This window comes from Pseudomonas sp. GL-B-26, from assembly GCF_019947405.1.
In the GTDB taxonomy this organism is placed as follows: domain Bacteria; phylum Pseudomonadota; class Gammaproteobacteria; order Pseudomonadales; family Pseudomonadaceae; genus Aquipseudomonas.
Map to the genome: position 1 here is coordinate 1 of NZ_JAGYGJ010000064.1, position 20,896 is coordinate 20,896.

The 20,896-nt window shown below is 58.5% G+C and carries 18 protein-coding genes; 9 read left to right on the plus strand and 9 right to left on the minus strand.

Annotation, left to right across the window (positions count from 1 at the left end; all coding sequences use genetic code 11):
- Positions 1 to 175 precede the first annotated feature (175 nt).
- Positions 176 to 2,767 carry a glycosyltransferase gene (locus KGB23_RS27700; protein ID WP_223433351.1) on the minus strand — a complete coding sequence of 864 codons (2,592 nt, stop codon included), beginning with the start codon at positions 2,765 to 2,767 and terminating at the stop codon, positions 176 to 178.
- 282 nt (positions 2,768 to 3,049) lie between these two features.
- Between KGB23_RS27700 and tcdA the strand changes: the two genes are divergently transcribed.
- The gene (tcdA, locus tag KGB23_RS27705) at positions 3,050 to 3,868 is read left to right on the plus strand and encodes a tRNA cyclic N6-threonylcarbamoyladenosine(37) synthase TcdA (protein ID WP_411741512.1); all 819 of its coding nucleotides are present in this window, start codon (positions 3,050 to 3,052) and stop codon (positions 3,866 to 3,868) included.
- Positions 3,869 to 4,012: 144 nt separating this feature from the next.
- Here the strand turns inward: tcdA and KGB23_RS27710 are convergent, their stop codons facing one another.
- From KGB23_RS27710 to map, 8 genes are all read right to left on the minus strand, one after another.
- Positions 4,013 to 4,417 carry a SufE family protein gene (locus KGB23_RS27710; RefSeq protein WP_223433353.1) on the minus strand — a complete coding sequence of 135 codons (405 nt, stop codon included), beginning with the start codon at positions 4,415 to 4,417 and terminating at the stop codon, positions 4,013 to 4,015.
- Positions 4,414 to 5,619 carry an aminotransferase class V-fold PLP-dependent enzyme gene (locus tag KGB23_RS27715; RefSeq protein ID WP_223433354.1) on the minus strand — a complete coding sequence of 402 codons (1,206 nt, stop codon included), beginning with the start codon at positions 5,617 to 5,619 and terminating at the stop codon, positions 4,414 to 4,416. Before KGB23_RS27715 ends, KGB23_RS27710 begins: the two co-directional genes overlap by 4 nt.
- A 76-nt stretch (positions 5,620 to 5,695) precedes the next feature.
- Entirely contained in the window at positions 5,696 to 6,730 is a 1,035-nt protein-coding gene (gene dapD / locus KGB23_RS27720; protein WP_123365799.1) for a 2,3,4,5-tetrahydropyridine-2,6-dicarboxylate N-succinyltransferase, read from the minus strand.
- Positions 6,731 to 6,762: 32 nt separating this feature from the next.
- Positions 6,763 to 7,125: an ArsC family reductase gene (locus KGB23_RS27725; protein ID WP_223433355.1), complete on the minus strand. Its 363-nt coding sequence runs from the start codon at positions 7,123 to 7,125 to the stop codon at positions 6,763 to 6,765.
- 226 nt (positions 7,126 to 7,351) lie between these two features.
- On the minus strand, positions 7,352 to 8,086 hold the full coding sequence (locus tag KGB23_RS27730) for a M12 family metallopeptidase (RefSeq protein ID WP_223433356.1): 735 nt from the start codon (positions 8,084 to 8,086) through the stop codon (positions 7,352 to 7,354).
- A 161-nt stretch (positions 8,087 to 8,247) separates the two neighbouring features.
- Positions 8,248 to 9,447, minus strand: a complete 1,200-nt coding sequence (dapC, locus tag KGB23_RS27735) for a succinyldiaminopimelate transaminase (protein WP_223433357.1) — start codon at positions 9,445 to 9,447, stop codon at positions 8,248 to 8,250.
- A 43-nt stretch (positions 9,448 to 9,490) separates the two neighbouring features.
- On the minus strand, positions 9,491 to 12,193 hold the full coding sequence (locus KGB23_RS27740; RefSeq protein WP_223433358.1) for a [protein-PII] uridylyltransferase: 2,703 nt from the start codon (positions 12,191 to 12,193) through the stop codon (positions 9,491 to 9,493).
- Positions 12,194 to 12,238: 45 nt separating this feature from the next.
- The gene (gene map, locus KGB23_RS27745) at positions 12,239 to 13,021 is read right to left on the minus strand and encodes a type I methionyl aminopeptidase (protein WP_201185921.1); all 783 of its coding nucleotides are present in this window, start codon (positions 13,019 to 13,021) and stop codon (positions 12,239 to 12,241) included.
- A 374-nt stretch (positions 13,022 to 13,395) separates the two neighbouring features.
- Here map and rpsB point away from each other — a divergent pair, with 374 nt between their 5' ends.
- The 8 genes from rpsB to rseP all read left to right on the plus strand — a co-directional run bounded on the left by rpsB (position 13,396) and on the right by rseP (position 20,864).
- Positions 13,396 to 14,133 (plus strand): 30S ribosomal protein S2, encoded by a 738-nt coding sequence (gene rpsB, locus KGB23_RS27750; protein ID WP_003219330.1) that lies wholly within the window; start codon positions 13,396 to 13,398, stop codon positions 14,131 to 14,133.
- Positions 14,134 to 14,325: 192 nt separating this feature from the next.
- Positions 14,326 to 15,189 (plus strand): translation elongation factor Ts, encoded by an 864-nt coding sequence (tsf, locus tag KGB23_RS27755; RefSeq protein ID WP_033056302.1) that lies wholly within the window; start codon positions 14,326 to 14,328, stop codon positions 15,187 to 15,189.
- 209 nt (positions 15,190 to 15,398) lie between these two features.
- Complete coding sequence (pyrH, locus tag KGB23_RS27760; RefSeq protein ID WP_003172271.1) at positions 15,399 to 16,142, plus strand: UMP kinase; 744 nt, start codon at positions 15,399 to 15,401, stop codon at positions 16,140 to 16,142.
- Positions 16,139 to 16,696, plus strand: coding sequence for a ribosome recycling factor (gene frr / locus KGB23_RS27765; protein WP_008028968.1), 558 nt, complete (start codon positions 16,139 to 16,141; stop codon positions 16,694 to 16,696). The genes pyrH and frr overlap by 4 nt, the downstream gene beginning before the upstream one ends.
- A 13-nt stretch (positions 16,697 to 16,709) precedes the next feature.
- Complete coding sequence (uppS, locus tag KGB23_RS27770; RefSeq protein ID WP_150654823.1) at positions 16,710 to 17,465, plus strand: polyprenyl diphosphate synthase; 756 nt, start codon at positions 16,710 to 16,712, stop codon at positions 17,463 to 17,465.
- Entirely contained in the window at positions 17,465 to 18,271 is an 807-nt protein-coding gene (locus KGB23_RS27775; RefSeq protein WP_150654824.1) for a phosphatidate cytidylyltransferase, read from the plus strand. The genes uppS and KGB23_RS27775 overlap by 1 nt, the downstream gene beginning before the upstream one ends.
- A complete protein-coding gene (gene ispC / locus KGB23_RS27780) occupies positions 18,268 to 19,458 on the plus strand; it encodes a 1-deoxy-D-xylulose-5-phosphate reductoisomerase (RefSeq protein ID WP_223433359.1) in 1,191 nt (396 codons plus the stop codon). The genes KGB23_RS27775 and ispC overlap by 4 nt, the downstream gene beginning before the upstream one ends.
- 53 nt (positions 19,459 to 19,511) lie before the next feature.
- Positions 19,512 to 20,864 (plus strand): sigma E protease regulator RseP, encoded by a 1,353-nt coding sequence (gene rseP, locus KGB23_RS27785; RefSeq protein WP_223433360.1) that lies wholly within the window; start codon positions 19,512 to 19,514, stop codon positions 20,862 to 20,864.
- The last annotated feature ends 32 nt before the right edge of the window (positions 20,865 to 20,896 follow it).

The window sequence follows — 20,896 nt, forward strand, 5'->3', positions numbered from 1 at the left end:
CGGTGTGTCAGTCAGCATAAAAGTTGATTGTTACACCGCATTCGCGAGCAAGCCCGCTCCCACAGGTTTTGAGTACGGTCAGAAAGACCGTATATCACGCCAAGCCCTGCAAAATGGCGGTTATCTTAAAGCAAAACGGCGGCCATTGGCCGCCGTTTAGTGCATCTGGAACGATTTAGACCGCCGGTGCCGTCTCGCCCTCGACCGAAGGTTTCGGCAGCGAAGACAAGAACGCCATGATCAGCGCCGCCAGGTACGGCAGCGACTGCACGAGCAACATCGTCACCCAGAAGCGCATGTCGTTGCTCGGCAGGCCGTTCACCAGGAAAATCCCCAGCGCCGCGCTCCACAACAGCAGCATGATGAACATTTCTTCGCGAGCTTCCGAAATCGCCACCCAGAAGCCGTGGTTATCGGCGTTTTTCGGGGTGCGGAAGAACGGAATGCTGCTGGTGAAGAAGCCGTACAGCACCGCTTTGGCGATGGTGTGCGACAACGCCAGCCCTGCCAATGCCGCGCAGAACGCATCCTTCAGGTTGACCCCGACCGCACGGCGGTAGAGGAAGATGATCTTGCCCACCTTGAACACGAACAGCGCCAATGGCGGGATTGCGAAAATCAGCAACGGTGGATCGACCCGCTGCGGCACGATGATCATCGCGGACGACCACAACAGGGCGCCGACGGTGAAGAAGATGTTCATGCCATCCGCCACCCACGGCAACCAGCCCGCGAGGAAGTGGTAACGCTGGCCACGGGTCAGCTCGGTGTCCTTGCCGCGCAACAAACTGGCGGTGTGACGCTTGATGATCTGAATCGCACCATAAGCCCAGCGGAAACGCTGCTTCTTGAAGTCGATAAAGGTATCGGGCATCAGGCCTTTGCCGTAGCTGGTGTGGTAATACGCCGCTGACAAGCCTTTTTCGAATACGCGCAGACCCAACTCGGCGTCTTCACAGATGCACCAGTCAGCCCAGCCCAGTTCCTCGAGTACCGAGCGACGGGTCATGGTCATGGTGCCGTGCTGGATGATCGCATCACGGTCGTTACGGGTGACCATGCCGATGTGGAAGAAACCTTTGTATTCCGCGTAGCAGAGCTTCTTGAAGGTGCTTTCGTTCTGGTCGCGGTAATCCTGCGGCGACTGCACCACCGCGATTTTCGGATCGGCGAAGTGCGGCACCATGTGCTTGAGCCAGTTCGGGTCGACGCAGTAGTCCGAGTCAATCACCGCAATCACTTCGGCATCCTTGGCGGTGTGCGGAATCAGGTAGTTCAGCGCGCCACCCTTGAAGCCGGCCAATGGCGCGACGTGGAAAAACTTGAAGCGCGGACCGAGGGTTTCGCAATAGTCGCGCACCGGTTCCCAGACCGCCGGGTCCTTGGTGTTGTTGTCGATGATCAGGACTTCGAAGTCCGGATAGTCGAGGTTCGCCAGGGCGTTGAGGGTCTGTTTGACCATCTCCGGTGGCTCGTTGTAGCAAGGTACGTGAATCGAGACTTTCGGTCGGTAGTCCGAATCGCCCACTACTGGCAGGAATTCACGCCGGCGTTTGTGGGTCCAGGCCGCTTCGGCCAGCTCATGGGCCTCGGTCAGCAGAACGATAAACACCCCGAGTGCACCGAGGGCGAGCAGGAAGCCCACCGTCAGGCTGAACCAGGTGCTGTATTGCTGACTGTAGTCGTAACCGATCCACACCAGCACCGAACCACAGAGGAACGCGATGAAGGTCAGGAAGGTGCGACCACGTTGACGCAGGGCCGAGCCGTCGATCATCAGCAGGGTCAGGGACAGCAGTGCTAGCACTACGGAGCCGATAGCCAGCACGCGCCATTGCGGGATCGCGACGACCGGGCCTTCGAAGTTGAATTTCTGCTGGCGTGCGGCGTTGAACACGCCCCAGTAAGCGCCCACGGAACCTTCGTCACTGGCCTTCCACGGTTGGTCGAAGGCTTCGATCACGAAGTAGTTGAAGCCCTGGCGATTGAGCTTGTTGACCAACGTCCGCAGATAAATCGCCTGGTCTGCCGGCGACGCGTCGGCGCCACCGCGCATACGGCCGTTGCTCGGCCAGCCGACTTCCGACAGCAGCAGCGGTTTTTTCGGGAACATCTTTTTCAGATCCCGGGCGCGGTCGAGAACGAACTGCCCGGACTGCTCCATCGGAACATGTTCCCAGTACGGCAGGACGTGGGCGGCGATCAGGTCGACGTGCTTGGCCAGGCTCGGGTTTTCTTCCCAGACGTGCCATTGCTCGGAAGTCGTCACCGGTACTTTCACTGCCGCGCGGACGCGATCAAGGATCACGCTCAGTTCGGCGGCGGTAATTTCCTTACGGAAGATCGCCTCGTTACCGACTACGACGCGAACCACGCTGCGGGAGGTATTGGCCAGGTCAATGGCGCGCAGGATTTCACGCTCGTTGCGCGCAAGATCCGGGCTGATCCAGATACCCAGCGTCACGCGCAAACCGAATTCTTCGGCGAGCTTGGGAATATCACCCAGGCTGCCATCGACCGAGTAAGTACGGATGTTGTCCGTCAACTTGCTCATGATCTCCAGATCGCGACGCATTTCATCGTCGGTCGGGTATTGCTCTTTTTGTGGGTACTGCCCTTGCTGGAACGGCGAGTACGAAAAGCCGGAGATCTGTTCAGGCCAGTTGGGGGCGGTGACCGGGCGATTGATCAGCGCCCAGAAGCCGGTAAACAAGGCTGCGATGGCGAGCACCACGACCAGGTTGAGTCCAAATTTACGCGATGACATAGCTTTTTCAGGTTCCAGGGGCTGCTGAACGAAGGAACGGTCGGCGGCCGATTGCCAAGAGGCTGGGGGCGCGCATCCTACACCGGGCGTTCACTGACCGTACAGCGGACAGGGAAATGCCGGACGTTGGGCAATCCAACTCGGTTTAAGTTCTTTCGTTGGACCTTGTAGGTTAAATCTTTGTTCTGTGTAGCCTGTTTAAAACGGTCAAGACGCCCGTTCATAGCCCAAAGATGCTCTTGGCCGCTGACGGCCCTATAATGCGCGCCGGTTTTTGGGGTAATGGTCATGAGTACAGAAGATCCGCGGTTTGCAGGCATCGCCCGTTTGTATGGCATTGACGGCCTGGAGCGTTTGCGCGCGGCCCACGTGGCGATCGTTGGCGTCGGTGGCGTCGGTTCCTGGGCGGCGGAAGCCGTCGCCCGTTGTGGCGTGGGCGAGATTTCGCTGTTCGACCTGGACGACGTCTGCGTCAGCAACGCCAACCGTCAGTTGCACGCGCTGGACAGCACCGTCGGCAAACCCAAGGTTGAGGTGATGGCCGAGCGCCTGCGCGGGATCAACCCGGACTGCACCGTGCACGCGGTGGCGGACTTCGTCACCCGCGAGACCATGGCCGAATACATCACGCCGAACATCGACTGCGTCATTGATTGCATCGACAGCGTGAATGCCAAGGCGGCGCTGATTGCCTGGTGCAAGCGCCGCAAGATTCAGATCATCACCACCGGCGGTGCGGGCGGGCAGATTGATCCGACGTTGATTCAGGTGTGCGATTTGAATCGGACCTTCAATGATCCGTTGGCTTCGAAAGTGCGCTCGACCTTGCGCCGCGATTACAACTTCTCACGCACCGTGACCCGCCATTACAGCGTGCCGTGCGTGTTTTCCACCGAGCAACTGCGCTACCCGAAACCGGATGGCAGCATTTGCTTGCAGAAGAGTTTTGTCGGTGATGGTGTGAAGCTCGACTGCGCCGGAGGGTTTGGTGCGGTGATGATGGTGACGGCGACTTTTGGCATGGTCGCGGCGACCAAGGCTGTGGATAAGATTGTGGCTGGAGTGCGGCGCCCCGCCGACAAGTTAATTCCAACGCCTTAAGCGGGGTTTTGTGGCGAGGGAGCTTGCTCCCGCTGGGTCGCGGAGCGGCCCCAAAGCATGCCATCGGGGTGTGTCAGTTGCGATGCGTATAATGTTTTACGACTGCTTCGCAGTCGGGCGGGAGCAAGCTCCCTCGCCACAGAATTACTGAGCCAGCTCACGCATCCGCTGTAACACGGCATTGAGGCCATTACTGCGCGATGGGGAGAGCTGACGACTCAGTCCAAGCTGATCAAACCAATCCGGCAAATCCACCTGCTGCAACTCAACCGCTGACAACCCGTTAACCCGCGCCAGCAGCAACGCCACCAACCCGCGAATCAACCGTGCATCGCTGCTCGCGGCAAACTGCCAGTGCCCGTCATCCAGCGCGCCCACCAGCCACACCTGACTTTCACAGCCGTGCACCCGGTTGGCATCGACCTTTTCCACATCGCTCAACGCCGGCAGACGGTCGCCCCATTGCATCAACAGCCGCGCCCGTTGTTCCCAACCGGCAGCCTTCTGAAAAGTCTCCAGCGCTGTAGCCGCATCGGCAGGCAAGTTCATCGCAACAACTCCAGCGCCTGATCCAGCGCTTCAAAGAACCGTTCCAAATCTTCGGAATCGTTGTACAGCGCCAACGATACCCGGATGGCCCCAGCCAGCTCAAAACGCTTGAGCAACGGCATGGCGCAGTGATGACCGGCGCGCACAGCGATCCCCTGTTCGGTCAGCAAATGCGCCAGATCAGAGTTATGCACACCCTCGACGACAAAACTGGCCAGCGCCAGTTGCGGTTTGCCCAGCAACCGAATGCCGTTGCGTGCTTCAAGGCCTTTGAGCAAATAGTCATGCAGCGCTGCTTCATGGGCGCAAACCGCGTCCTGATCGAGCCCCGCCAGATAATCCAGCGTCGCCCCCAAACCAATCACCCCGGCAATCGGCGGCGTACCCGCCTCGAAACCCAGTGGCGCCGGGCGGAACCGTGCGCTGTGGTAATCCGCATCCAGCACCATTTCGCCGCCGAATTGCCAGTGGCGCAGTTGCTCAAGCGCTTCGTTGCGACCGAACAGCACGCCCAGACCGTCGGGGCCGTAGAGCTTGTGGCTGGAAAACACATAGAAGTCGCAGCCCAGCGCCTGCACGTCGTGCCGGCCATGAACCACGCCTTGGGCGCCATCGACCACGGTCAACGCGTTATGCGCCTTGGCCATCGTCAAGAGGGTGGGCAACGGCTGCCAGGCGCCGAGTACGTTGGACAGCTGACTGACCGCCAGCAAGCGGGTTCGAGGACCGATGAGCTGCGCGGCAGCATCAAGGTCAATCAAACCGTCGGCGTCCAGTGGCAGGATCACCAGCTTCAGGTCGCGGCGGTGGGCCAGTTGCTGCCACGGCAACAGATTGGCGTGATGCTCCAGGGCGCTGATGACAACTTCATCGCCCGGATTGAAAAGATGTTCCAGGCCGTAAGCCAGGAGGTTCAGCGCAGACGTTGCGCCGTGGGTAAAGATGATCTGCCCGCAATCGCCGGCATTGAGCCAGTGGGCGACTTTGCTGCGGCTGTCCTCGAACGCCTGGGTGGCGTGGGCGCCGGGCAGGTGTTGCGCCCGATGCACGTTGGCCGCGCCGTTGGCGTAGTAATGCGCCAGGGCATCCAACAGGGCTTGAGGTTTTTGCGTGGTGGCGGCGTTGTCCAGATACGTCTGGTCTTGCCGTTGCAATGCGGCGATGGCCGGAAAATCGGCGCGCCAGGGAGAGGGCACAAGCATGGTGGTCAAGACTCGTTTGAGCAGGCCGGGCGCTGATGATACGCGCCCGGCCGCTCGACTAACATCGAGTCGCTGCTTAGTTGTGAGCGTGCAGCGCTTCGTTCAGTTCGATGGCCGATTTGTGGGTTTTGCATTCCACGGCACCGGTCTCCGAATTGCGACGGAACAGCAGGTCAGGTTGACCGGCCAGTTCACGGGCCTTCACGACTTTGACCAGTTTGTTGTTTTCGTCCAGCAGCGCCACTTTGGTACCAGCGGTCACGTACAGGCCCGATTCAACGGTGTTGCGATCGCCCAACGGAATGCCGATACCGGCGTTCGCGCCGATCAGGCAGCCTTCGCCGACCTTGATCACGATGTTGCCGCCGCCCGACAGGGTGCCCATGGTCGAGCAGCCGCCGCCCAAGTCCGAACCCTTGCCGACGAATACGCCAGCGGAAACGCGGCCTTCGATCATACCCGGGCCTTCGGTGCCGGCGTTGAAGTTGACGAAACCTTCGTGCATCACGGTGGTGCCTTCGCCGACGTAAGCGCCCAGACGAATACGTGCCGCGTCAGCGATACGCACGCCGGCCGGAACCACGTAGTCGGTCATTTTCGGGAATTTGTCCACCGAGAACACTTCCAGCAGCTCGCCACGCAGACGGGCTTCCAGTTGATGTTCGGCCAGTTCGGCCAGGTCGATTGCGCCCTGGCTGGTCCATGCCACGTTCGGCAGCAGCGGGAACACACCGGCCAGGTTCAGGCCGTGCGGCTTGACCAGACGGTGGGACAGCAGGTGCAGCTTGAGGTAAGCCTCAGGCGTGGAGGTCAGTTGAGCGTCTTCGGCCAGAATAGTCGCGACCAGCGGCTTGTGACTCTCGGCCAGACGGGTCAGCAAGGCAGCCTGGGCAGCGTCGACGCTTTTCAGCGCTTCAGCCAGTTGCGAGGCCTGAGCGGTGGTGAAGGCGATGGCCTGATTGCCTTCGGTGTAGCCCAGAACTGGCGCGATGGCAGCGACCAGTTCGGCCGACGGGTTAAGCAGCGGCTGAGCGTAAAACACTTCCAGCCATGCGCCTTGACGGTTTTGAGTGCCGACACCAAAGGCCAGGCTGAACAGGGTAGTGGACATGTTGATACCTCTAAAAAATGGAACGGGCTGCCTTACTTGAGCGCTGCCGCGTAGATATCTGGCTTGAAGCCAATCAGGGTTCGGTCACCGAGATCAAGCACCGGGCGCTTGATCATCGAGGGTTGTGCGAGCATCAGGTCGATGGCTTTCGGCTGGTCGAGATCGGCTTTGCGTTCGTCGTCGAGCTTGCGAAAGGTCGTGCCTGCACGGTTCAACACCACTTGCCAGCCGTGCTCGTCGCACCATTGGGTCAGGCGTTCACGGTCGATTCCGACCGTTTTGTAATCATGAAAGTCGTAGCTGACAGCGTGTTCATCGAGCCAGGTGCGCGCCTTTTTCATGGTGTCGCAGGCTTTGATGCCGAAAAGGTGCAACGTTTTACTTGAAACGGTCAAGGAATTGCCCCCTTTGCAGGTGCTGGAAATTAATGGTGACGGATTATGCCATGACCGTTCAGTTAAAACGCAAAACCCTGTGGGAGCGAGCTTGCTCCCACAGGGATTGCGGTGCAAATGCTCAGCCTGTGCGTTCGCTGGACTCAGTCAGCGTCGTTCGAACGCGATTCTTAACGTCCGGCCATTACCCCGGAATTTGTCTCGATCATTACAAATGAATAAAGTTTTAGCGTTTGGGATAGAGCAGTTTCATCAAGCGCTTGTCTTTTTTGCTGATCTTGCGGTTGATTGGAATTTCCCAATCACCCACTGTCAGGGTGCTCGCCACTGGATGGTGCATGATCGACTTTCTGTCGTACGGCGTATAAATCGCTTCGATTGTATCGAAGGGTTGAAACAGGTTCCTATCGACTTGTTCTTTGGTCAGCGGATTCATTTCTCGATTCTGGTAGAACGCATACACTTTCGGTTTGTCCCAGGGAATATTGGCCTCAGGGTGTTGGTGTTCATGCATGGCGCCTAAGGCATGTCCAAACTCATGAGTCACGATCACATCGAAGTCTGCATCTTCAGGTTTGACACCCAGATCCATGGTCTGCCAGTCCGGATGAATCAACAGCGCATCGGTGCCCAGCATTGAGCTGTTGACGTTGTTTTTTGTCGCAATCCGGATATCACCTTCAAGTCCATCGACAAAATCGAAGCTCAGATTGATATAGGGCAGCCACTGGCTGGCCGCATTGATGATTTTCTGTTTGTGTTCATCGTCGGGGCCGTCGATAAACGCGATCTTGAGTGTGCGTCCGTTTGCCCACAGCTTTGAGTAATTGATCAGAGAGCGCTTGCGACGAGTGCCGCCGGTGCCGGTGCCGGCATTCTCAGGGTTCTCGTTGATGGCGGTCTCATAGGATTGTTGATCGTCGGGCCATTGGATAAGGGTGCAGTCTTCAATACTGTTCATTGGCTACTTCTTCCTTGAAGTAAGGTCGTGTGAATGCGCACGCTAATGCGCTGCATGAGAGTAAGGGGGACTCTGCAGTTCGGTGAACTTTAATTTCGGATGAAGTGTAACTGGCTATATAAGAGTGCCCGCACTGCGTTGCACAGTGCGGGCTGGGATATTTACTTGTTGCGGGTAATAAACTCGCGAATTCTCTTGGCCGCTTCCACACATTCGGCCAGCGGCGCGACCAGCGCCATGCGCACGCGACCGGCTCCCGGATTAGCGCCGTCAACTTCACGGGACAGATAAGAACCCGGCACTACCGTGACATGTTCTTCCACAAACAGATCACGGCAGAACGCCTCATCATCGCCTTCAACATTCGGCCACAAATAGAAACCGCCATCCGGACGCTGCACATCCATCACCGGGCTGAGGATCTCCAGCACCGCATCGTATTTCTCACGATACAGCGCACGGTTGGCGCGTACGTGTACTTCGTCATTCCACGCAGCAACGCTGGCCAGTTGAGTCTGAACCGGCATCGCGCAGCCGTGATAGGTGCGATAAAGCAGGAAGCCTTTGAGAATGTCCGCATCACCGGCCACGAAACCCGAGCGCAGTCCCGGCAGGTTGGAGCGCTTGGACAAGCTGTGGAACACCACGCAACGCTTGAAGTCCTTGCGGCCCAGTTCCACGCAGGCGCTGAGCAGGCCGGCCGGTGGAGTTTGTTCGTCGAAATAAAGTTCGCTGTAGCACTCGTCCGCGGCGATCACGAAGTCGTATTCGTCGGCCAGGGCGATCAGCTTCTTCAGGGTTTCGACCGGGATCAGTGCGCCGGTCGGGTTGCCTGGCGAGCACAGGAACAGGATCTGGCAGCGTTTCCAGATGTCCGGTGAGACGGCGTCGAAATCCGGGTTGAAGCCGTTTTCGTCCAGGCACGGCAGGTAATGCGGCTTGGCACCGGCAAGGAACGCTGCGCCTTCGTAGATCTGATAGAACGGGTTCGGGCTGACCACCAGTGCATCGTCGCCACGGTTGACTACGGTCTGGGTGAAGGCGAACAGCGCTTCACGAGTGCCGTTGACCGGCAGCACATTGCGCGCGGGGTCGAGCCAGCCGTTCGGAACGCTGAAACGACGTTCGCACCACGCGGCGATGGCTTCACGCAGGGCCGGAATTCCGAGGGTGGTCGGGTACACGGCCATCTTATCCAGATTGCTTGCCAGGGCTTCGGCGACAAAGCTCGGCGAACGGTGTTTCGGCTCGCCAATGGACAGTGCAATGGCACGCTTGTCCGGGTTTGGCGTGACGCTGCCGAGCAGGGCGCGGAGCTTCTCGAACGGGTAGGGCTGCAACTGGTTCAGAGCGTTGTTCATCGGTACGGGGTCTCGTTCAAAGCGGCTGAATCCTGACGCGCAATCAGATGCTGATGCGCGACAGTTTGATATCGGGTTCGTTACTGACGGTCAGCTGTTCGACGATTGCATCCTGCAAGCGGCTGCACAGCAATGGGTCGGACAACGGTTGGTTGTTCGCATCGGTGATGAAGAACACGTCTTCCACGCGCTCGCCGAGGGTCGCAATCTTGGCGTTCTGTAGCGACAGATCAAATTCGAGGAAGATCGTGCCGATACGTGCCAGCAGGCCTGGGCGGTCGGGGGCGCTGAGTTCCAGCACGGTCACCGGACGCTGGGCGTCGTTGTGGATCGTCACCTGTGGCGCAAACGCGAAATGCTTGAGCTGGCGCGGTACCCGACGCTGAATGATGGTCGGGTAGTCGTCCGGGTTGCGCAGGGCTTCGGTCAGGCCTTCGCGAATCTGTTTGACCCGCGCCGGGTTATCGCCGATCGAGTCGCCGTCGGTGTCGAGCACGATGTAGGTGTCGAGGGTGAACTGGCTGCTGGAGGTGATGACCCGGGCGTCGTGAATGTTCAGGTTGAGCTGGTCCATTGCAGCCACGGTCACGGCGAAGAAGTCGTGTTGATCCGGCGCATAGATAAAGATCTGCGTGCCGCCTTCGAACTCGCGCTGGGTGGTTTCCTTGATCAGCACCAGCGGCCCGCCGTCGGCCGGCTGCTGGAGGATCGCGTCACTGTGCCAGGCCACGTCGCCGGCGGTGTGGCGCAGGAAGTAGTCATCGCCCAATTGCGCCCACAGCTGCTCGACGTCGTCCGGATCGGTGCCGCCGCGTACCAGAATGTCCAGTGCCGCGCTCTGTGTCTGGCGAATCTGCTCTTCGCGGTCCACCGGGTTTTCCAGGCCGCGGCGCAAGGCCCGCTTGGTCTCGGTGTAGAGCTGGCGCAACAGGCTGGCGCGCCAGGAATTCCACAGCGTCGGGTTGGTGGCGTTGATGTCGGCGACGGTCAGTACGTACAGATAATCGAGGTGGGTTTCGTCGCCGACGATCTGCGCGAAATCGTGGATCACCTGCGGGTCGGACAAGTCCTTGCGCTGGGCGGTGGTCGACATCACCAAATGGTTCTGCACCAGCCAGACGATCAGGCGGCTGTCCCACACCGGCAACTGGTGGCGCTGGCAAAAAGCTTCGGCATCCACTGCGCCGATTTCCGAGTGATCGCCATGCCGGCCCTTGCCGATGTCGTGGTACAGGCCGGCCAGGTAGATCAGCTCGGGTTTGGGCAGTTTGCCCATGAGCTTGCTGGCCAGCGGGAATTTTTCCGACACCTGGGTGTACTGCAACTTACGCAGATGTTTGATCAGGTTCAGGGTGTGAGCATCGACCGTATAGATGTGAAACAGGTCGTGCTGCATCTGCCCGACAATGAAGCCGAACTCCGGCAAGTAGCGCCCGAGGATGCCGTAACGGTTCATCCGTCGCAGGTTGCGGTGGATGCCGATCTTGCACTTGAACAGCTCGATAAACAGGCTGGTATTGCGGATGTCGTTGCGGAAATCGTCGTCGATCAGGTGACGGTTTTCTCGCAGCAGACGAATGGTGTCGGCGCGCACGCCTTTGATTTCCGGCTGCTGGGCCATCAGTACGAAGATTTCCAGCATGGCGAACGGAGTTCGGCGGAACACGTTGTCGTTGCGCGCCTCGATGTAACCGTCGTGCAGCTGGAATCGCGAGTTGATCGGCTGCGGCGGCGCTTGGTCTTCCGGCGCGAGGATGACTTCCTCGAAGTGCTGGATGATCAGGTCGCTGAGCTGGGCAATGCTCATGACCACGCGGTAATACTGCTGCATGAAGTTTTCGATGGCTTGCTTGGCGTCATCGCCTTTGAAGCCCAGCAGCCCGGCGATGGTGCGCTGGTGATCAAACAGCAAGCGGTCTTCGGAGCGGCCGGCGAGCATGTGCAGGGCGTAACGAACCTTCCAAAGGAATTCCTGGGAGGAGGCCAACAGCGCGTTTTCGCTCTCGACCAGGAAACCTTCGCCGGCCAGGGCCCGCAGGTTCAGGGTGCCGTACTCGCGACGGGCCACCCACAGAATCGTCTGAATATCCCGTAGGCCGCCGGGAGAGCCTTTGACGTTGGGTTCCAGGTTGTATTCGGTGTCGTTGTATTTGTGGTGACGGGCCTTCTGCTCGGCGCGTTTGGCCAGGAAGAAGTCCTTGCTCGGCCACATGTGCGCGGTGCTGGTGACATCCAGCATGCGCTGGCGCAAGCGCTCGGGGCCGCAGATGGTGCGGCTTTCCATCAGGTTGGTGACGACCGTCAGGTCGGCGCGGGCCTCCTGGACGCATTCGTCCACCGAGCGAACGCTCTGGCCCACTTCAAGGCCGATGTCCCACAACAGCGTCAGAAAACGCTCGATGGAATCTCGGAAAACTTCGTGATCGGCGCTGTCCAGCAGGATCAGCAAATCGATGTCGGAATAAGGGTGCAACTCGCCGCGACCGTAGCCGCCGACCGCGACCAGTGCGATGTCGGCTTCGGAACTCAAGCTGAACTGCTCCCAGGCCTTTTGCAGGATGTTATCGACGAACCAGGCACGATCCTCGATCAACCGGCGAATGTCGCGGCCGCTGCGAAAGCGCTCGTCGAGTACCTCGCGGGCCTGGCGAATCGCCTTCTTGAAGGCCGCGATCGGGCTTGCCTTCAGGGCCAGTTCAGCCTGGAACTGGCCACGGTCGAAGAGTTCGGGATCCACCTGCGGCATCGATTGGCTTTCCTGTCTATAAGGCTGAGGAGCTGCGCGCCCGGATCAGGCCGAAACGCGCGGAATGGTGTCGTCGGCGCGCAGGGTGAAGATCTCGTAACCGGTTTCGGTTACCAGCAGGGTGTGTTCCCACTGGGCCGACAGCTTGCGGTCCTTGGTGATCGCGGTCCAGCCGTCGCCCAATACCTTGGTGTCGGCCTTGCCCTGGTTGATCATCGGCTCGATGGTGAACGTCATGCCGGCTTTCAGCTCCATGCCGGTGCCGGCGCGGCCGTAGTGCAGGATCTGCGGCTCTTCATGGAACACCTTGCCGATGCCGTGACCGCAGAACTCGCGAACCACGGAAAAACCGTTCTTTTCAGCGTGCTTCTGGATCACTTCACCGATGTCGCCCAGGCGGCAGCCGGGTTTGACGATTTCGATGGCCTTGTACATGCATTCCTGAGTCACTTGCGACAAGCGCTCGGCCCAGACCGGCACGGTGCCGACGTGGAACATGCGGCTGGTGTCGCCGTGGTAGCCGTCCTTGATGACGGTGACGTCGATGTTCAGCGTATCGCCATCCTTCAAGGCCTTCTCGTTCGGAATGCCGTGGCAGACCACGTGATTGATCGAGGTGCAGATCGACTTCGGGAAGCCCTTGTAGTTGAGCGGGGCAGGGATAGCTTTCTGCTCGTTGACGATGTAGTCGTGGCAGATGCGGTCCAGTTCTTCTGTGGTAATGCCCGGCTTGACATGTTCGGCAATCATTTCCAGCACATCGGCGGCCAGTTTGCCGGCGATGCGCATTTTTGCGATGTCCTCTGGGGTTTTGAGGGTGACGGTCATACAGGCTCTCTCTGCGCTCGATGGCGCCTTCTAAAACGGAATGGGCGTTGCGCGGTCGATCTTCGCGGCCCTGAAAAACGCGATTCTAACAGACGAGCAGCGCAAATCTGAGCCTCTGTGCATCGCTTCTCCTTATAGAATGGCGCATTCTTGGAGGATTCCAAGGGACGGAACCAACGCACGCGCCAGGATTTAACAATCCGGGTTCCGTTTTTTTCAGCCTTGTGATATAAAATGCGCCGCTTTCCGGGGATCCCCTGAAAAGCCTAAATCCACACACGTGTCGACACGATGACCTGGGTGCCTTCAGCTGATGCTGCTGGTTGGTCATTGGGATACGTGGAGGCCAAACCCGACTTACTTAAGGAACTATCATGTCCCAAGTCAACATGCGCGATATGCTGAAGGCCGGTGTGCACTTCGGTCACCAGACCCGTTACTGGAACCCGAAAATGGGTAAATACATTTTCGGCGCGCGTAACAAGATCCACATCATCAACCTTGAAAAAACCCTGCCAATGTTCAACGAAGCTCTGACTTTCGTAGAGCGTCTGGCCCAGGGCAAAAACAAGATTCTGTTCGTCGGCACCAAGCGTTCCGCTGGCAAGATCGTTGCTGAAGAAGCAGCACGTTGCGGTTCGCCGTACGTCGATCACCGCTGGTTGGGCGGCATGCTGACCAACTTCAAAACCATCCGTGCTTCCATCAAGCGTCTGCGTGACCTTGAAGTGCAAGCCGAAGACGGTACTTTCGCCAAGCTGACCAAGAAAGAAGCGCTGATGCGCACTCGCGATCTTGAGAAGCTCGATCGTTCCCTGGGTGGTATCAAGGACATGGGCGGTCTGCCAGACGCTCTGTTCGTTATCGACGTTGATCACGAGCGCATCGCGATCACCGAAGCCAACAAGCTGGGCATCCCGGTTATCGGCGTAGTCGATACCAACAGCAGCCCGGAAGGCGTTGACTACATCATCCCAGGCAACGATGACGCAATCCGCGCTATCCAGCTGTACATGGGTTCGATGGCTGACGCTGTAATCCGTGGTCGCAACCACGTTGCTGGCGGCACCGAGCAGTTCGTTGAAGAAGCTCCGGTAGCAGCAGCTGAGTAATTGACGCCTTGGCGTTGACTCAGTAAGCAAAAAGGGGGCTTGGCCCCCTTTTTGCCACCTCGAAAACCGTTTGTCGGTAGCGCAGTTGCATTGTCTGTAGCGTGCAGCGACCCACAGCGGTGGTTCGGGAAGAATTGATCGCCCGTTCGATCGGGTGGAATGGTTGAAAACCTATCCAAGAGGAATTTAGAAATGGCAGAGATTACTGCAGCGTTGGTCAAAGAACTGCGCGAGCGTACTGGCGAAGGCATGATGGACTGCAAAAAGGCCTTGACCAAGGCTGGCGGCGACATCGAAAAAGCCATTGATGACATGCGTGCTTCGGGCGCCATCAAGGCTGCCAAGAAAGCTGGCAACGTGGCTGCTGAAGGCGCAATCGCTCTGAAGGAAGACGGTAAATCCGCCGTTCTGCTGGAAGTGAACTCGCAGACCGACTTCCTGGCTTTGCAGGATGACTTCAAGGCATTTGTCGCTTCCAGCGTTGAAAAAGCGTTCGCTGACAAACTGACTGACGTTGCTCCGCTGATCGCCGCTCAAGAAGCCGATCGCCTGGTTCTGGTCGGCAAGGTTGGCGAAAACGTCAACATCCGTCGTCTGGCGCGCGTTGAAGGTGACGTTGTTGGTGGTTACCTGCACGGCAACAAGATCGGTGTTGTGGTTGCCCTTAAAGGCGGCAGCGTTGAGCTGGCCAAAGACATCGCCATGCACGTAGCGGCGACCAACCCTGAATTCCTGCTGCCATCGGAAGTTTCCGCTGAAGCGGTCGAGCGTGAGAAAGGCGTGTTCCTGACCCTCAACGCTGACAAGATCGCTGGCAAGCCAGAAAACATCGTTGAAAACATGGTCAAAGGCCGTATCAGCAAGTTCCTGGCTGAAGCGAGCCTGGTTGAGCAGGCGTTCGTCAAGAACCCTGAAATCAAGGTTGGCGAACTGGCCAAGAAAGCCGGTGCTGAAATCGTTTCCTTCACCTACTTCAAAGTAGGCGATGGCATCGAGAAGCCGGTCGACAACTTCGCTGAAGAAGTTGCTGCCCAGCTGGCTGCCGCCAAGCAATAAGACGGTTTTTAACTGTCGCCCTGAAGAGGCTGCCCGCTCACGCGCGCAGCCTCTTTTCAGATGGGGCACCAATTTTTAATTGGTTTCCTTTTGGAACTGGCTTACAAAGCCATGTTCCGATGGTGCTGAAACAGCGCCAAGTTAGAGTGAACGCCAGCTGTAAACAGCTCGCAAAGAATTTTTAAAATACGCCGCAGGAGAGATTCGCAATGGCTCAGCAGGGCAGTGGTTATCAGGCTCGCTATAAACGCATTCTACTCAAGCTTAGCGGCGAGGCCCTGATGGGCTCGGAAGAGTTCGGGATCGATCCGAAAGTTCTGGATCGCATGGCGCTGGAAGTCGGCCAACTGGTCGGCATCGGTGTTCAGGTCGGTCTGGTGATCGGCGGCGGTAACCTGTTCCGCGGTGCAGCGCTGAGCGCGGCCGGCATGGATAGGGTCACCGGTGACCACATGGGTATGCTGGCCACTGTGATGAACGCCTTGGCCATGCGCGATGCGCTGGAACGTGCCAATATCTCGGCCATCGTGATGTCGGCCATTTCCATGGTTGGCGTGACCGATCACTATGATCGCCGCAAAGCCATGCGCCACTTGAACGCCAAGGAAGTCGTGATTTTCGCGGCCGGTACCGGCAATCCGTTCTTCACCACGGATTCGGCAGCGTGCTTGCGTGCAATCGAAATCGATGCCGATGTCGTGCTCAAGGCGACCAAGGTCGATGGCGTCTACACCGCTGACCCATTCAAAGACCCGCATGCCGAGAAGTTCGATCATCTGACTTACGATGAAGTACTGGATCGCAAGCTGGGCGTGATGGATCTGACCGCCATTTGCCTGTGCCGCGACCACAAGATGCCGTTGCGCGTATTTAACATGAACAAGCCCGGCGCCCTGCTGAATATCGTGCATGGCGGCGCTGAAGGGACCCTGATCGAGGAAGGCCAGCAATGATCAACGAAATCAAGAAAGACGCTAAAGAGCGTATGCAGAAATCCGTCGAGTCGCTGATGCACAACTTCGGCCGTATTCGTACTGGCCAGGCGCACCCAAGCATTCTGGAAGGCGTGATGGTGCCGTATTACGGTTCTGACACCCCGATCAAACAGGTGGCGAACATCACCGTCAAAGACGCCCGTACCCTGCAAGTCGTTGCCTTTGAGCGCAACATGCTGGGTGCCGTGGACAAAGCCATCGGTAGCGCGGGTCTGAACCTCAACCCGACCAACCTGGGCGAATTGTTGCTGATCTCCATGCCGGCCCTGACCGAAGAAACCCGCAAGGGCTTCACCAAGCAGGCTCGTGATGTCGCTGAAGATGCCCGTGTTGCGGTGCGCAACATCCGTCGTGACGCGAACAGCCAGCTCAAGGATCTGGTCAAGGAAAAAGAAATCAGCGAAGACGAAGAGCGTCGCGCCACTGGCGAAATTGATGATCTGACCAAAAAGTACGTGGCTGAAATCGACGCGAATTTGGCGCAGAAAGAAAAAGACCTGATGGCCGTATAAGGGTCGCGTTTTCATGGAAAAGACCAAGCAGACTGCGCCGTCCGCGGTGCCGCGCCATGTCGCGATCATCATGGATGGTAATAATCGCTGGGCGAAAAAGCGCTTTATGCCGGGTGTCGCCGGTCATAAAGCGGGTGTGGATGCGGTTCGTGCGGTGATCGAGGTGTGCGCCGAGGCCGGGGTCGAAGTATTGACCCTGTTTGCCTTCTCCAGTGAGAACTGGCAGCGCCCGGCCGACGAGGTCAGCGCCTTGATGGATCTGTTCTTCAAGGCATTGCGTCGCGAGGCCAAGCGCCTGAACGAAAACAACATCAGTTTGCGCATCATTGGCGACCGTTCGCGCTTTCATCCAGAGCTTCAGGCTGCCATGCGTGAAGCTGAGGCAATGACAGCGGGCGCCAATCGCTTCATTCTGCAGATCGCTGCCAACTATGGCGGACAGTGGGATATCGCGCAGGCCGCACAGCGTCTGGCTCGGGAAGTTCAGGCCGGGCACCTGCGTCCGGAAGACATTACCCCGGAACTGTTGCAAACCTGCCTGGCTACCGGCGATTTGCCGTTGCCGGACTTGTGCATCCGTACCGGTGGCGAGCACCGCATCAGCAACTTCCTGCTGTGGCAACTGGCTTACGCCGAGTTGTACTTCTCCGACCTGTTCTGGCCGGACTTCAAACACGATGCCATGCGTACCGCGCTGGCCGATTTTGCTTCTCGGCAGCGCCGCTTCGGTAAAACGAGCGAGCAGGTCGAGGCTGGAGCCCGGTTTTAATGCTTAAACAACGAATCATCACCGCACTGATCCTGTTGCCGATTGCCCTGTGCGGGTTTTTCCTGCTCGAAGGCACCGGTTTTGCGCTGTTCATCGGGCTGGTCGTGACCCTCGGTGCATGGGAGTGGGCACGCCTGGCGGGCTTCACTGAGCAACCGATCCGCATTGCCTATGCAGCTGTGGTCGCGTTGATGCTGTTTGTCATGCATATCGTGCCTGGGCTCGCGCCTTGGGTGTTGGGCGCTTCGGTGCTTTGGTGGGGCGTTGCAACCTATCTGGTGCTGACTTATCCGCGCTCCAGCGAACTTTGGTCCAGCGTTGCCTGCAAGCTGGTGATCGGTCTGCTGATCCTGCTGCCTGCCTGGCAAGGTCTGGTTCAGATCAAGCAGGAGCCTTTGGGCAACTGGCTGATCATGGCGGTGATGGTGCTGGTCTGGGGCGCTGATATCGGTGCTTATTTCTCTGGCCGGGCCTTTGGCAAGCGCAAGCTGGCGCCACAGGTCAGTCCCGGCAAAAGCTGGGAGGGTGTCTACGGCGGCCTCGCGGTGAGTCTGGTCATTACTGTCATTGTAAGTCTGGTTCGAGACTGGACGGTGGCGCAACTGTTCAAAGGTCTGATGGGTGCAGCCATCATCGTGTTTATCTCGGTGGTAGGTGATCTCACCGAAAGCATGTTCAAGCGTCAGTCCGGGATCAAGGACAGCAGTAATCTGCTGCCGGGTCACGGCGGCGTGCTGGACCGAATCGACAGTCTGACTGCAGCGATTCCAGTGTTTGCCGTGCTGCTATGGATGGCGGCACCGTGAGCCGCCCGCAGCAGATTACCGTCCTGGGGGCGACCGGTTCGATTGGTCTGAGCACGCTAGACGTCATCGCTCGCCATCCCGAGCGTTATCAGGTTTTCGCCTTGAGCGGTTTCACCCGTCTGAGCGAGCTGTTGGCACTGTGTGTTCGTCATACGCCGCGGTTCGCCGTGGTGCCTGAGGCGGGTGCCGCCCGAGGTTTGCAGGACGACTTGTGCGCCGCAGGTCTGTCGACCCGCGTGCTGGTCGGGGAGAAGGGCCTGTGTCAGATTGCTTCCGATCCTGAGGTCGATGCGGTCATGGCGGCCATCGTTGGCGCTGCGGGCTTGCGACCGACTCTGGCGGCGGTAGAAGCCGGCAAGAAAATCCTCCTGGCCAACAAAGAAGCACTGGTGATGTCCGGTGCGCTGTTCATGCAGGCGGTGCGCAAGAGTGGTTCGGTGTTGCTGCCGATCGACAGCGAGCACAACGCGATTTTCCAGTGCATGCCACAGGATTTCGCGCGTGGGCTGGGTGCCGTCGGGGTGCGTCGGATTTTACTCACAGCCTCTGGCGGTCCGTTCCGACAGACACCTATGGCTGAACTGGTGCATGTTTCCCCTGAGCAAGCGTGTGCCCACCCGAACTGGTCCATGGGGCGCAAGATTTCGGTGGATTCGGCCAGCATGATGAACAAGGGGCTGGAGTTGATCGAAGCCTGCTGGCTGTTTGATGCCAAGCCGTCTCAGGTCGAAGTGGTGATTCATCCTCAAAGCGTGATTCATTCGCTGGTCGATTACATCGACGGTTCGGTATTGGCTCAGTTAGGTAACCCTGACATGCGCACGCCGATCGCCAACGCGCTGGCCTGGCCGGAGCGAATCGACTCGGGTGTTGCGCCGCTGGACCTGTTTGCAATTGCGCGGCTGGACTTCCAGGCGCCTGATGAAGAGCGATTCCCGTGTCTGCGCCTTGCGCGTCAGGCGGCTGAATCCGGCAATAGCGCGCCGGCCATGCTGAATGCGGCGAATGAAGTGGCGGTCGCGGCCTTTCTCGACGGGCGGGTTCGCTACCCGGAAATCGCGAGTATCATCGAAGAAGTATTGAATCTCGAGCCCGTGGTTGCGGTTGATGATCTCGAGGCAGTGTTCACGGCCGACGCAAAAGCGCGAGTACTGGCCGAACAATGGTTGAGTCGTCACGGGCGGTAAGTGCTGCAATACGTTGACCCATGCGGCACTGGACAGGATTGCGGAGAAAGTAGATGAGCGCGCTCTATATGATTGTCGGCACCCTGGTGGCTTTGGGTGTGCTGGTCACCTTCCACGAATTCGGCCATTTTTGGGTCGCGCGTCGCTGTGGGGTCAAAGTGCTGCGTTTCTCCGTGGGCTTCGGTATGCCGTTGCTGCGCTGGCACGACAAGAAAGGCACTGAGTTCGTCGTCGCCGCGATCCCGCTGGGCGGTTACGTAAAAATGCTCGACGAGCGCGAAGGCGAAGTGCCTGCCGATCAGCTTGATCAATCCTTCAATCGCAAATCCGTCCGCCAGCGCATCGCTATCGTATCGGCGGGTCCGATTGCCAACTTTTTACTGGCGATGATTTTTTTCTGGGTGCTCGCCATGCTCGGCAGCGAGCAAGTGCGCCCGGTCATTGGTGCAGTCGAATCCGGCAGTATCGCCGCCAAGGCTGGTTTGAGCGCAGGCCAGGAAATCATTGCCATCGATGGCGAGCCAACTTCTGGCTGGGCCGCGGTGAACCTGCAGTTGGTCCGTCGTCTTGGGGAGAGCGGTTCCCTGCAGTTGCTGGTCCGTGATCAGGGTTCCACAGTGGATTCGCCCCGTGAACTGATGCTGGATAAATGGCTCAAGGGTGCCGATGAGCCGGATCCGATTCGTTCGCTGGGTTTACGCCCTTGGCGTCCGGCGCTGCCACCGGTCCTGGCCGAACTTGACCCGAAAGGCCCGGCACAGGCTGCTGGCCTGAAGACCGGTGACCGACTGTTGGCTCTGGACGGTAAGTCGCTTGATGACTGGCAGCAGGTGGTGGATACGGTCCGTATGCACCCTGATACCAAAATCATGCTGCGCGTCGAGCGTGATGGTGCTCAAATCGACGTCCCTGTGACGCTGGCCGCTCGCGGCGAGAAGAAGGCGCCCAGTGGTTATCTGGGGGCTGGAGTGAAGGCGGTTGATTGGCCGCCAGAGATGATTCGCGAAGTGAGTTATGGTCCTGTGGCAGCGATTGGGGAGGGGGCTCGACGCACCTGGACCATGAGCGTACTGACCCTCGATTCGCTCAAGAAAATGTTGTTCGGTGAGCTCTCGGTAAAAAACTTGAGTGGACCGATAACCATTGCTAAAGTGGCGGGCGCTTCTGCCCAGTCGGGTGTCGCTGATTTCCTGAATTTCCTTGCTTATCTGAGTATTAGCTTGGGGGTTCTGAATTTGTTGCCCATTCCTGTACTGGATGGGGGGCATTTGTTGTTTTATCTGATCGAGTGGGCGCGTGGTCGCCCCTTGTCGGATCGGGTGCAGGGTTGGGGGATACAGATCGGTATCAGTTTGGTGATCGGGGTGATGTTGCTTGCTCTTGTCAATGATCTGGGTCGACTGTAACGCTTCGCTGAATTGCGAATCTGCCGCATTTT